We start from the raw sequence: 13,657 nt of genomic DNA on the forward strand, positions 1-13,657 counted from the left end.
ATAGTTATGAAGCATGTATTCTATTTAAACCTGTTTCTCCTATTATTTCAATCCCTGTGTTTTAAAGCTGTGGCGCAGGACCAAATGGTTGAAGTAAAAGGCGTAGTCCGCGACTCTACCGCGGGACTTCCGGCTGTTTCCATCAAAGTGACGGGGACGAAGCCACTCACTGCAGTGACAGATGGTTTTGGGCGATTTGAACTTCAGGTTCCGCGAACATCGACCCTTACCTTTGTAGCGATTGGTTTCCAGTCGCAAACGATCGCGCTGAATCAACAGCGTATTGATGCATCGAACAGATTGGAGCTGGATATCCAGCTCTTACAGGATGATGCGGTAATTGAGGAGGTTACGGTGACGGGATTTGGTGGAACCCAGCGTAAGGCGAGTCTCGTAAGTTCTATTACAACGGTCAATGTGAAGGAGTTGAAAACGGCTTCCTCCAACCTGACCAATGCGTTAGCAGGCCGGGTGTCGGGGATGATTTCCTTTCAGAGTAGTGGGGAGCCGGGGATGGGAACGGATAATTCGACGTTCTACATCCGAGGCTTGTCAACATTTGGAACCGGGAAACAGGATCCGCTAATTTTGATCGATGGAGTCGAATCCTCGCCGACTGATATGGCACGTTTGCAACCGGACGATATATCAGACTTCTCGGTGTTGAAGGATGCGGCTGCAGCTGCAGTATATGGCGCGCGGGGTGCCAATGGGGTAGTGCTGATCAACACGAAGATGGGGCAGGATGGTACGCCGCAGTTCAATTTTCGCTTGGAAGGTCGCTTGTCTTCGAATACGAAGAATTTTCAGTTTGCCGATAATATCACCTATATGCGTATGGCCAATGAAGCTGCGTTGACAAGGACACCGAATGCGGCGGAACCGTATACACAGAATAAAATCAATAGTACCATTGCAGGAGCTGACCCATATTTGTTCCCGAATAACAACTGGCTGGATATGTTATTGAAGAATTATACGTTCAACCAAGGATATAACTTAAATGTGACGGGTGGCTCGCCAAGGGCGCGCTATTATATCGCAGGAACTTATAATAAAGACAACGGTATATTGCAAGTGGAACCAATCAACAACTTTAATAGTAATATACGGTTGAGCAATTACTCGCTACGATCCAATGTGGATTTCAATGTAACAAATTCAACAACGCTGATCGTGCGTATGTATGGTCAGTTTGATGATTATCAGGGGCCTATTGGCGGTTTTAATGAAAACGGGAATCCGATTTCTGGAGGAGAGACGACGTATAGAAACGCATTGAGGGCCAACCCGGTGATGTTCCCTGCTGTGTATCCGGCGGAGAAGCTGCCTTTTATAGAGCATCCATTGTTTGGTTCCGGACAGACGAGAAATTCAGATCTAAGTCTGAGTTCGACGATGTATGTTAACCCTTATGCGGAAATGGTAAAGGGATATCAGGTTTATAAAACCTCGAACTTGATGCCCCAATTGGAAATTAAACAGGATTTTGATTGGATTACACCGGGTTTATCGGCTCGTGCCATGGGATACTTGAGACGGGTGTCATTTTATCGCGTTAACCGAAGCTATGTGCCGTTTTATTATGCGGCGAATATTAATCCACAAGATCAAAGCTATTCGTTAGTTCCACTGAATGATGGATCGGCCAATTCTTTAGCTCCTGTGGGCAGAGAGTTTCTCGATTTTAATCAAGACACCAAAAATATTGATTCACGGCTATGGGTGGAAGGTAGTATCAATTACAATCGTTTATTCAAAGACAAGCACGCGGTAGGCGGGATGCTTGTTTCTTATTTGTCAACGTACGAGACGGCGGACGAAAATGATGTGATACGTTCCTTGCCGTCCCGAAATGTGGGAGTATCCGGTCGATTCTCTTATGGTTTCGCGGACAAATATCTGGCAGAGTTTAACTTTGGGTATAACGCTTCCGAACGGTTCGATGCCGACAACCGATGGGGTTTCTTCCCCTCATTTGGACTGGGATATCGGATTTCTGAAGAACCCTTTTTTGAACCAATCCGTTCGGTGGTTAATAACTTGAAGTTCCGAGGTACCTACGGCTTGGTGGGAAATGACGCTATTGGGAACGTTAACGATCGTTTCTTTTACCTTTCCAATGTGAATCTAAATGATGGAAACTATGGTGCGTCCTTTGGCCGCAATGATGGAGCAGCAGTATATAGCCGTCCGGGAGTGTCTATTTCGCGATATGCAAACCCAAATATTACCTGGGAGCAATCTAGACAAATTAACTTGGGTCTAGACTTGGGTTTATTTAATAGTATTGAGTTGATTGTGGATGCTTTTAAAACAGAACGGACGAATATTTTACAGCCGGTGTCGAACATTGATAATGCGTCGGGTTTGATGGCGGTACCGATGTCCAATTACGGACGGGTAAATACCCAAGGTTTAGATATGTCGATCAATTATCGCCGAAGTTTTTCTCCGAACTTTTGGATGGACGCGCGAGGTACTTTTACCTATGCTACTTCGGAGATCATAAAAGTGGATGAGCTGCCTTATCCGTCTTCTCTGTCGCATCTGTCAAGGAGAGGGTATTCGGTCAATCAGGCTTGGGGTTATATTGCAGAGCGCTTGTTTATCGATGATGAAGAGGTGCAAAATTCGCCGTTACAGTTTGGAGATCAAGGGCTGCTCGCCGGCGATATCAAATATCGGGATATTACGGGTGATGGCCTGGTGAATTCGGACGACATGGTTCCGTTGGGTTACCCTACTGAGCCAGAGGTTATCTATGGTTTTGGTTCGAGCTTTGGGTATAAGAATTTTGATTTTGGTTTCTTTTTCCAGGGGGCTGCGCGTTATTCTTTCTTCATCAATTCGGCGCAGATTCAGCCTTTCTTCCAAGAGAATGGATATCAAACGGGTTTGCTGGATGCGATTGCCAATGATTACTGGTCGGAAACGAACCAAAACGCGTATGCGTTTTGGCCACGGCTCAGTACCTGGCGGGTGAGTCCGAATAACCAGACATCGACTTGGTGGATGCGTAACGGCGGATTTCTCCGATTGAAAAACGTGGATGTGGGCTATAATATCAAAAGTCTGGAGCGATTTAAGATCAAGAATGCACGGGTATACCTTTCGGCAACAAACTTATTCTTGTTGAGTCAATTTAAGTTATGGGATGTGGAGATGCGCGGAAATGGCATGAATTATCCTCTGCAGTCCGTATACAATTTAGGCGTACAAATTAACTTGTAGACCATGGAGAAGATTATTATGAAAACGAAAAAATCAAATTACGGCATAAAAAGTTTAGTTGGCAGCCTGTTTGTTGCGGCTGCACTATCTACAAGTTCTTGTTCGAAGTTCTTGGACATTATACCCGACAACGTGGCGGTTGTAGAACATGCGTTTAAGCTTCGGACAGAAGCCGAGAAATATCTTTTTACTTGCTACTCTTATCTTCCGAAGAATGGAGATGGATGGTTTAACGTGGGGATGATGTCGGGGGATGAAATCTGGTTGCCACAGGAAGATCAGGCACATTGGCATCCAGCTTTCCGCATTGCACAAGGCATGCAAAATGTTGGGGATCCGCTTTTCAATGAATGGGGTGGAAACCAGAAAGGTGGCGACGGAAGGTTCAATTACCTGAAAATGTTTCAAGGCATTCGACATTGCAATATTTTCCTGGAAAACTTACGGGATGAATCGCTGGTGCCGGATCTTCCGCTTGCCGAGCGCGAACGTTGGATAGGAGAGGTAGAGTTTCTGAAAGCTTATTATCACTACTATCTGCTTCAGATGTACGGACCGGTTCCGATTATTGATGTGAATACGTTGGAATCTTCGGAGCCGGAAGACTTATATTACAAACGGGAACCGGTAGACGATTGCGTGAGTTACATTTCGGATTTGCTGGACGCTGCCGCTGAGAAATTGCCGCCGCGCATAGTGGATGAAAACAAAGAATTGGGCAGGGCAACGAAAGCGATTGCTTTGAGCGTGAAGGCACGTCTTTGGTTACTGGCGGCATCACCTTTGTTTAATGGCAATCCGGATTATGCGAATTTTATCGATAAGGATGGCGTACACTTGTTTAACAGCACCTACGATCCGGCAAAATGGGAGAAGGCGCGTGATGCGGCTAAAGCAGCGATTGACATGGCCGAAGAAGATGGTGCAGAGCTTTATTATTATACGAATGATCGATATGGTCTAAGTGAGGATACTCGGACGCAACTGAATATCCGGAACGCCGTGACGGAGCGCTGGGGTGAAGAAGTTATCTGGGGATTGTCAAACAGTTACTTTGTTAATGAGGCCTTGTGTATGCCTCCCTTAGCGCGTGGTACGAACGTAGACCGTTTTCAACTGCAGGGCGTTTGGGGTGCACCTATTAAAATTGCGAAGCAATATTATACAAAAAATGGGGTGCCTATTGAGGAAGACAAGACCTTGGACTACACGGATTATATGACGGTGCGTACGGCCGTGAACGAAGAGCGTTTCCTTATCGAACCGGGATATCAGACGGCTCGTCTAAATTATGATCGGGAACCGCGTTTTTATGCAAGCTTGGGTTTTGATGGGGGGCGTTGGTATATGAAAGATGGTACATCCACCGCGAGTGACGAGAACGGTATGTATGTACAGTCCAAAAACGTCGAACGGGCGGGCTTTGGCCATTTTACCAATTGGAATGAGACGGGGTATTTTATTAAAAAACTGGTGCATTGGGAATCGACAACAAATACGACAAATGCGCCAACCTGGAAGCAATATCCATGGCCGGAAATACGCTTGGCAGAACTTTATCTAGCTTATGCGGAAGCGCTTAATGAAATAACTGGAGGCTCTACGGAGGCGATTGCATACTTAGACCGAATCCGTGAACGAGCGGGCTTGGAGGGGGTGGTTACCTCTTGGACGAATTACGCTAAAAGGCCCGAGAAATATCAGGAACAAGAGGGGCTCCGGGAGATTATCCATCGGGAAAGATTGATCGAGCTGGCGTTTGAAGGCAAACGTTTTTGGGATCTTCGGCGTTGGAAAAAGTCGGCGGAAGAACTGAATAAGGACATTACGGGCTTTACCATGACGGGAAAAACGATTGCGACATACAATATCGAGAAGACGATTTTTAACCAGACGTTTATTGCTCCACGTGATTATTTCTGGCCTATTGGTAATTGGGATATCCGGAGAAACCCTTTGTTGGTAGAAAATCCGGGATGGTAATATGTTTTAACCTTTAATTTTTGAGTGATGAAATTGCAAAAAATAAGACTATATCTGGGGTTCTTAACCATCCTCATCTGTTGGATGGGTTGTAAGGAAGATCTGGAATTCAGACAGCCTCACGGTGATGACGCAACGAAACCTGATGTGGTTACAAATATTCAAGTGGAAAACCGGGCGGGTAAAGCGAAGATTACTTATGCCTTACCGAAAAGTCCAAATATGCTGTATGTAAAAGCGGTGTATAAAATGGGAACAGGCGAACTAGCGGAGACAAAATCATCCATTTTCACAGACTCTATTATTGTGGAGGGGTTTGCCGACACAAAGGAACATGAGGTTACACTCTATACGGTGAGTCGTAATGAAGTACTGTCCGATCCGGTTGTGGTTAAGGTGCAGCCACTGGAAGCTTCGTTTCGAAAGGTATTCAACTCTATCGAGATAACGAATGCTTTTGGGGGGTATAATTTAACAGCGGATAACCCTAATCGAGATGACATTTCGATCATTGTCATGAAACGTAATGCTTTTAACGAATTTGAGCGAGATAACTTCAAGTCGGTATATACACGCACGGATGAGATTATTTCTAAGATACGGGGTTTGGATACGCTAGAGCATGAGTTTGCGGTATATGTCCGGGATCGTTGGGGCAACCCCTCGGATACCCTTTATACCAAGGTGAAACCGATATTCGAGGAGAAGCTTGATCCGAACAACTTCCGAAGCTATGTATTACCCGGGGATGCTCCACAGGTAACAAACGGGGCGGCATTAGAATACGCTTGGGATGGCCGTTTAGGCTGGCCATATACCAGCTTCACTCACCAGATTAACGGGGGAGACCAACCGCACATGATCACCTTTGATACAGGGGTACTGGCGAAAATCAGTAGGGTATGGATCAGACCTTTTCCGGAGGGAACTCGTTTTTACTATTTGAGTACGATGAAGCGGTTTGAGATCTATGGGGCGACAAGCCCATCCTTGTCAGGGGCGTTGGATGATAGTTGGATGCTTCTAGGTAGTTATGAGGTGGTGAAGCCATCTGGGCTTCCTTATGGAACAGATAATGCAGAAGATCAAGCTACAGCAGGAGCAGGGTTTAACTGGGAAGTCGATCTGAATGCACCAAAAGTGCGCTATATCCGAATTCGTTGTCTGGAAAACTTCGCCGGCGGAACGGCACAAAGCATTAATGAACTGGAAGTTTACGGATCAACGCTTGAATAAGCGTATAATCCTTTTACACTTTAAAAATAAAAAGTATGAAAACGGGTATATATAATGGCATAAAATCTTCGTGGATGGGAATCTTGTTATTCCTTATGCTAACGTCCTGTTCGAAATGGGATGATTTTAAGCAATATATCGAAGATGGAGAGATCGTCTATGTAGGACGCTTAGATTCGGTTAAAATTCTGTCTGGTAAGGATCGAGTAAAGATAAAGGCATTGCTGAAGCCTGATCCTAAAATTCGACAGGTACAGGTTTTTTGGAACGACAGGGCGGATTCCGTGCTGTTTGATATCAGCCCATCTATCGGGGAAAGGGTTTTTGAAGAGGTGATTCCGATGGCGGAAGGCGTGGTGAGCTTGTTGTTTTATACCTATGATGATGCCGGAAATAAATCGGTGGCTGTCACGGCGGTGGGTAGAGCATACGGAGATCGTTATCAGAATGGCCTGTCCAATCGTTTAGTAGAAGATGCATCGGTAGAGGATGGTATAGCGCAGATTGAATGGGCAGATATGGATCTTTCAGCGGGGCCTTATGCGATGGAAGTGAAGTATCTTACGAAGGACAACAAAGAGAAGGTCGTACGGACGCCTATTAGCGAGTCGGTAACGGTATTGGATGATGTGTCATTGTCTGAAAAGACGATAGAATACCGGACCTTATTCTTACCACAACCCACAAGTATTGATACGTTCTATACGGATTATGAAGCTACCAAGCTGACTTATAGGTTCTTGAAAAACACGAAGATGCCTATAGAAACCGTGTCGGTGTCTGATCGCTGGGGGATTCCTGCGCATTGGATAACGAATGCGGCTGTGCGTAATTTTAGGGATGGTAATGGAAATTATTTTGGTGGAGTAGATTTTTGGTTTGGAGGACCATTTTTAGCGATGGAAGCTGGCTGGTCAGTGGATAATATGGCGACAATTACCAATGGTAAAATTTATCAGCAGACTACCCTGCCGCCTGGTGAATATCTTTTTGAGATGGATATTCCGGATTGTACAGCCGGAGGCGATTTTTATACGGTCGTCGCAAGTGGTGACGAAGTTCCGGATACAGAAAATATAACTACATCCTTGGCGTTTATGAAGACCAATTCGCCTGGAACTCATATCTTATCCTTTTCATTGGCGGAAGAAACGAAAGTTGCAATCGGATTTGTTGGAAACTTGGCTAATAAAGGTGGAGGTGATGGTACCTTCTGGCGGATTACTGAAGTACGATTAAAGGAAGTAGAACCGGAAGAGTAACTAAAATCTTTCTGTGATTAAAGAGGCTATTTATATAGGTGATCGTGCAAACGATCACCTTATCATCCACTTCACACTTTCCGTCCAGTTGGAGCACCGTGCTTATTGCGGGCGCGGACACGGACCCAGATACACTGCCCGGCACTATATCCTTTGATGATATTCTTAAACGATCGGGTGGTGTATCTCATCTCTCCCCAGGCGGGCTCTTTGGTACTGCTATCGATATGATCGGCGACATTGTACTCGTAGATTATGTCGCGTCCTACCGGTTGGAACGAAAGTACAGCTTCGCCACTGAGGATACTGTCTTTGAGTACAGGCAAGCCGGGTGTGTCAGGATTAAGCCCTTTTTTCCGTCCTGTGAATATGGGGAAGCCGGATCGGTACAGTATCGTAAGATCTCCATCTGCAATACGGTTAACGTAGAATGCCAGTTGCTAATATTACGTAACATTGTTGTAAGTTTACCGATTCTCCGCCGCTTACTCACTTGTAGACAGCAACTCAAATCCACTGAAACAATTTCCTGCCTGCAGCATAATATTTAGTTTTATTGGTTCGTCACTTTGGCTTTCATTAAAAGTGACTTTGATAGCACTATTGTTTATTTTCTCAAAAACAAATCCATCATTTTCGATTACAAATGCGTCTTTTAACGGCTTATCCTCAAGATCTACCTCACCACCATTAGCCGAAATACTACTAACCCACCACCCACTATTTTTTTTCACGCTAACAGAGAAAATCTTCTCTGCTCCTTCAACAATTGGCTTATCGACCTTAATCACAAAAGGAGAATCACAAGTACCATCTAAGCTATCCTTGCAAGAAATGCTACTGAATAATAAAAGCAACAATAATAGTCTTTTCATAATCCAATACGTTTTCTAAGACTAACGAAGAGGATAGCATTTTTGCTACAAAAAAGTGGTAGTTGCCTACGTACTCCCTGAATTTACCGAACCTATAATCCCCATTTTTCTATTAATTTATCAGCCTCCGCTTTGGTGAGATGAATAACCGCGCCATGTTTGGGCGAAGTAAAGTTGGTTGTCTTCATGACGCCTTCATTAAATTGTCCGAGGTTTTCGAAGTGAACAAAATCAGAGGTTTCACTAAAACCAAAATTGTGAACCGATTGCCCGTAACAATCATACATCAGCACCCATTTTTCTTCACCGATGCGTTTCCATACGTTAGGAGCTTCACAGGCTTGGGGTTCCGGATCATACCAACGCGGATCGAAAGTATAACCTCCGTTTGCACGATCCGATACGGCCTGCTTTATGCCAGCTACGCCATCATGCGAAACGTAGAACATCCGGTATTTGTCTCCTACTTTGGTAATATCGGCATCCAACGCCGTAATTTTTTTGTCGGGGTATTCAAATAGTACTTTCGGGGTGGAGTCCAGATGATCAAAATCATCATTGACATACGCATAATATAATTTTGCGGCATCGGTGCGGTATCGCATGGTAAAGTAAATCATGAGTTTTCCGGCTTCCTCATCGAAGGTGGTCTCGGGAGCCCACGCACATCCGATATCCTGAAAGAAAGGAGCCTGACTGTCTAACCGTAGGTTTGCCCGTTTCCAATGGATCAGGTCTTGAGATTTCATGAGCACCAATCCGCGGTTGTTGCCCCAGCCGTAACCTTCGCGCTCCCACTCGGTGTCGCGGTATCCAGCTTGTTTGGCGTAGATATGCAGGTCGGTCATGGCCAGGTAGAACGAGCCGTCCGGACCGCGGTAAATATGGGGGTCGCGGATGCCTTTTTGGTCGGCAATTGTATCGCCTGCGATAACGGGTTTGCCGTCGTTTAGTGCCGTAAAGGTGTAGCCGTCTAGGCTTACGGCCATGTGTAGACTGTGCGTTTCATCCTGATGGAATACCATGAGGTAGGCGCTCATGTCTTTTTCTTGTTTCGTAAAATCTTGTGCTATCGCTGATGTGGTATGGATCACGAGATAGCTTAGCAGCAAGAGGTAGTTTAGAAAGTGCTGTTTTTTCATGGAATTGCTGTTCATCATACAAGGGTTTAAGTCAGTGTGTGGTAATGAATTTGCTAAATAAATATAATTTTCTTGACAAATGTAAAAATAACATTTATTTTTATTTCGTGTTGCAGCGAAAGCTATTGATGAATGCATTTTAAATCTTTTTGGGCCATTAGCCTACACGGAAGTGCAAATATTAATACATTTTTACAACCGTTACCCAAATTTATAGACTTATTCAAAAGATATGAACGGTATAATTAAGAGAATATGGTGCATCGCTTTGGCTGTGTTAGGTTCTTTTTGTACGGTAGTGGTTCCTGCTGTCGGACAAGGTTATGAGCTATCGTCCGAAGGGGCCTGGTGTTGGTTTGCGGATCCGAGAGCCATCCATCATGAAAATGGTCAGAAAGATATTCGCAAAACGTATGTTGGTTACATCGACGTACACGGTAATATCAAAGCTATGCAATACGATTTTGTGACTGGTAAGCAGGTGGAGGTATTGATACGTTCTTGGTTCCAGCCGGATGACCATAATAACCCTACGTTTCTGGTGTTGCCGGATGATCGGGTAATGGTGTTTTATTCCCGACATACGGATGAGCGTTGTTTCTATTATCGGATTTCACAAAAGCCGGGCGATATTACAACACTAGGTGAAGAAAAACGGCTGGAAACCGATCACAATACAACTTATCCGTCTCCTTTTATTTTGACGGATGATTCGGAACATATATATCTCTGCTGGCGCGGGCTGAATTGGCATCCGACGATTGCTCGTTTGTCTTTGCCTGATGCAGCAGATAACGTAGCCTTTGTAGGCGAACCACGTCAGATTGTACAATCTACAGGTTCCCGACCTTATGCTAAATATGTATCCAATGGTAAAGACAAAATTTATATCGCGTATACGACAGGCCATCCGGATAACGAAAATCCAAATTTCTTGTATTTCAGTTATGTGGATATAAATAGCCTGACATTGCACGATGTACAAGGTACTGAACTCGCCAAAATTGAAGAGGGGGCTTTTCGTGTAAACAAAACGGATGCATATGTCCAGGAGTTTCTGGCCACAGTGGTGGATAATCCGCAACAGCGCGATTGGGTTTGGCAGGTGGCCATTGATAAAGGTGGTTCTCCCGTGATTGGCTTCGTACGAATTAGCGCAGACAAAAAGTCACACGATTATTATTATGGACGGTGGACTGGAACCGAATGGCAGAAAACATTTTTAGCAAACGGTGGCGGACATTTCCACCAGACGGAAAACTTAGAAATGTGTTATAGTGGTGGAATGACAATTGATCCGGATAAGGTAAATGAGGTATATTGTTCTGTCCCAGTAGATGGTACGCATGGTTCTGTATACGAGTTGATAAAATATACCCTTGATGATGCTGGTGATATCCTGGCGACGGAAGCGATCACGGCCGATTCACGAAAAAATAATGTGCGTCCTTATGTCATTGGCGGAAGTACCGGAACGCCTTTACGCCTGACTTGGATGCAGGGCGATTATTACGACTGGATTGTCAGCAAAACGCGACCGGGGTACCCGACGGCGATCTACACTGATTTTAAGGGGCTTGAGTCGTCGGTCAAAACGGATTGTGATTTCCGTATCTCCGTGAAAATCGATATGGACAGCGGGCAATATCACGGAACGCTATTCCAGCGGGGCGACCTATCCTATCGGCTGGATGGCAAAACGCTGAAGCCAGAAATTGTCTATAAGGGGAAATGTTACCGCAGTACTAACGTGCTGGGGACGGCTGATAGTTGGCGATATGTTGATCGAGGAACGAATGGCAAGTGGTATCCGCCGGCAAAACTGAAAAGTTTTGAGCTCACCTTAACCTATAAAGAGGGAGTGCTGCGTACTTATATTAATAATTTGCTGGACCAGCGTGTGGAAATAAGGGACTTACATTTATAAAAATAATAGATTAAATATGATGATGTTATCAAAACTAGTACGTTTTTCGCTGTTCAGGCTAGTGTCTTTCTGTAGCTTATTCTTCTTGGTGTTAGATAGCTACGGGCAATCGTTGGACAAGCCGAAATTTGAGGGATACTTATTCGCCTATTTTGAAGGAACGGGAAAGGGAGAGCAACAAGAACAACTACGCTTTGCGGTTAGTGCAGATGCCGTAAATTGGACGGCCCTAAATGAAAACAGGCCTATCTTGGCTTCCGCCGATATTTCCCAAACGGGCGGAATACGTGATCCGCATATCTATCGGGGTGAAAATGAAGATAGCTTCTATATGGTCGCGACGGATATGTTTACGAAAAAGAATGGTTGGGATACGAACCCGGGGATCGTATTGATGAAATCGGACGACTTATTGGATTGGAAGCATAGTATTTTGGATCTGGCTAAATTATACCCTAAGAAGTTTGGGAATGTGAAATGGGTATGGGCGCCGCAGGTATTTTATGACCATAAAGCCAGTAAATATCTCGTATATTTTACGGTACGCTTCCATGACGATGACAAACTGGATTTTTATGGCGCGTATGCCAATAAAGATTTTACGGGATTTGAAAAAGAACCGACATTGTTGTTCAGTCCCAAGTTTGGCGGTATTGATGGTGATATTATTTACAAAGACGGACTTTATCACTTCTTTTATAAAGGAAATACCAAAGACGCCGAAGGAAAGGAGTTTAAAAATGGTATTCAACAAGCAACCAGTAAATCGTTGAAAGGACCTTGGAAAGAGGATTTTAAATATTTGGATGCGTATGCCGATACATCTGTTGTGGTTGAAGGGTCGAGTGTCTTCAAGCTGAATGATAGCGATGTATATATCTTGATGTATGATCTTTATGCCGACGGGCGGTATGAATTCCAGCGGAGTACCGATTTATTTGACTTTACGGCAAAGACGGAATCGTTTAATAAGAATTTCCATCCGCGGCATGGAAGCGTCATCGGTATTACGAAAGAGGAAGCACGTCGTCTACATGCGAAATGGGGAGGTGTACCGACGGCATTGCTACAACCTCTCGAAAAAGGAGATCGTTATCATTTCGAAGCAAAAGGCAACCCGATTATTACACATCATTATACGGCTGACCCCGCGGCTCTTGTGCAAGGGGATACCCTATGGTTATATGCTGGGCATGATTTTGCGGGAGGCCAGCGGGGATATAAGATGAAAGATTGGTTGGTGTTTTCTACGACCGATATGAAAAATTGGACAGAATATCCAGTGCCGATGAAAATAACGGATTTTTCCTGGGCAAAAAGTGGTGATGCGTTTGCGGCAGATATGGTGAAACGAGACGGCAAATATTATTGGTATATCAGCACGAATTGGTCGGGAATCGGCGTAGCCGTGTCTGATCGTCCCGAAGGACCGTTCAAGGATGCTTTGGGTAAGCCACTGTTGACAAATGATGATTGTTTTGCTTCTACCCACTCTTGGGCTTGTATCGATCCGGCGGTATTTGTGGACGATGACGGACAAGCATGGATTTTTTGGGGAAACAGAGAGTGTTATTATGCGAAGCTAAAAGATAATATGATCGAAATTGATGGCGATATTAAGCAGATAACGTTTGATGGTTTTAGTTTTACAGAGGCTCCATGGATACATACTTATAATGGGAAGTACTACCTGACATATGCGACGGAATTTCCGGAGAAGATTGCCTATGCTACGGCAGACAATATCGAAGGTCCTTATGAATATAAGGGTATTCTCAATGAAATTGCCGGCAATAGCAATACGAACCATCAGGCTATTGTACAATTTAAAGGAGATTGGTATTTTATATACCATAATGGTGGTATCAATACCGACGGCGGCAGTTACAGCCGTTCGATCTGTATTGACCGGTTACACCATCAGGAGGATGGAACCATCAAGCGTATCGTGATGACTACGGAAGGGGTGCAATAATGCAATAAAAGATAGATAGTAAA

Annotated in this window: 9 protein-coding genes; 6 read left to right on the forward strand and 3 right to left on the reverse strand. The window is 44.5% G+C overall.

Annotation, left to right across the window (positions count from 1 at the left end; translation table 11 throughout):
• Window positions 1–6 precede the first annotated feature (6 nt).
• From LKO28_RS12895 to LKO28_RS12910, 4 genes are read left to right on the forward strand one after another with little or no spacing between them, the layout of a single operon-like run.
• Complete coding sequence (locus tag LKO28_RS12895) at window positions 7–3,234, forward strand: SusC/RagA family TonB-linked outer membrane protein (protein ID WP_227695342.1); 3,228 nt, start codon at window positions 7–9, stop codon at window positions 3,232–3,234.
• 3 nt (window positions 3,235–3,237) lie between these two features.
• Entirely contained in the window at window positions 3,238–5,217 is a 1,980-nt protein-coding gene (locus tag LKO28_RS12900) for a RagB/SusD family nutrient uptake outer membrane protein (protein ID WP_227695343.1), read from the forward strand.
• Window positions 5,218–5,244: 27 nt separating this feature from the next.
• On the forward strand, window positions 5,245–6,453 hold the full coding sequence (locus tag LKO28_RS12905) for a DUF4959 domain-containing protein (RefSeq protein ID WP_227695344.1): 1,209 nt from the start codon (window positions 5,245–5,247) through the stop codon (window positions 6,451–6,453).
• Between the two features lie 35 nt (window positions 6,454–6,488).
• Window positions 6,489–7,715, forward strand: coding sequence for a DUF4998 domain-containing protein (locus tag LKO28_RS12910; RefSeq protein ID WP_227695345.1), 1,227 nt, complete (start codon window positions 6,489–6,491; stop codon window positions 7,713–7,715).
• A 71-nt stretch (window positions 7,716–7,786) separates the two neighbouring features.
• Here LKO28_RS12910 and LKO28_RS12915 read toward each other — a convergent pair whose 3' ends face one another.
• The 3 genes from LKO28_RS12915 to LKO28_RS12925 all read right to left on the reverse strand — a co-directional run bounded on the left by LKO28_RS12915 (window position 7,787) and on the right by LKO28_RS12925 (window position 9,750).
• On the reverse strand, window positions 7,787–8,041 hold the full coding sequence (locus LKO28_RS12915) for a hypothetical protein (protein WP_227695346.1): 255 nt from the start codon (window positions 8,039–8,041) through the stop codon (window positions 7,787–7,789).
• 159 nt (window positions 8,042–8,200) lie between these two features.
• A complete protein-coding gene (locus LKO28_RS12920; protein WP_227695347.1) occupies window positions 8,201–8,590 on the reverse strand; it encodes a hypothetical protein in 390 nt (129 codons plus the stop codon).
• A gap of 92 nt (window positions 8,591–8,682) precedes the next feature.
• Complete coding sequence (locus LKO28_RS12925) at window positions 8,683–9,750, reverse strand: glycoside hydrolase family 43 protein (RefSeq protein ID WP_227695348.1); 1,068 nt, start codon at window positions 9,748–9,750, stop codon at window positions 8,683–8,685.
• A 214-nt stretch (window positions 9,751–9,964) separates the two neighbouring features.
• Between LKO28_RS12925 and LKO28_RS12930 the strand changes: the two genes are divergently transcribed.
• Together LKO28_RS12930 and LKO28_RS12935 are read left to right on the forward strand one after the other, a co-directional pair.
• Entirely contained in the window at window positions 9,965–11,659 is a 1,695-nt protein-coding gene (locus LKO28_RS12930) for a BNR repeat-containing protein (RefSeq protein WP_227695349.1), read from the forward strand.
• Between the two features lie 16 nt (window positions 11,660–11,675).
• Window positions 11,676–13,634 carry a family 43 glycosylhydrolase gene (locus tag LKO28_RS12935; protein WP_227695350.1) on the forward strand — a complete coding sequence of 653 codons (1,959 nt, stop codon included), beginning with the start codon at window positions 11,676–11,678 and terminating at the stop codon, window positions 13,632–13,634.
• Window positions 13,635–13,657: the final 23 nt, after the last annotated feature.

The organism is Sphingobacterium sp. FBM7-1 (assembly GCF_020687765.1).
GTDB lineage: Bacteria > Bacteroidota > Bacteroidia > Sphingobacteriales > Sphingobacteriaceae > Sphingobacterium.

Coding starts and splice junctions, on each gene's coding strand:
- LKO28_RS12935 (WP_227695350.1), top strand. CDS start 11,676: ATGATGATGTTATCAAAACTAGTACGTTTTTCGCTGTTCAGGCTAGTG.
- LKO28_RS12920 (WP_227695347.1), bottom strand. CDS start 8,590: ATGAAAAGACTATTATTGTTGCTTTTATTATTCAGTAGCATTTCTTGC.
- LKO28_RS12900 (WP_227695343.1), top strand. CDS start 3,238: ATGGAGAAGATTATTATGAAAACGAAAAAATCAAATTACGGCATAAAA.
- LKO28_RS12925 (WP_227695348.1), bottom strand. CDS start 9,750: ATGATGAACAGCAATTCCATGAAAAAACAGCACTTTCTAAACTACCTC.
- LKO28_RS12930 (WP_227695349.1), top strand. CDS start 9,965: ATGAACGGTATAATTAAGAGAATATGGTGCATCGCTTTGGCTGTGTTA.
- LKO28_RS12895 (WP_227695342.1), top strand. CDS start 7: ATGAAGCATGTATTCTATTTAAACCTGTTTCTCCTATTATTTCAATCC.
- LKO28_RS12910 (WP_227695345.1), top strand. CDS start 6,489: ATGAAAACGGGTATATATAATGGCATAAAATCTTCGTGGATGGGAATC.
- LKO28_RS12905 (WP_227695344.1), top strand. CDS start 5,245: ATGAAATTGCAAAAAATAAGACTATATCTGGGGTTCTTAACCATCCTC.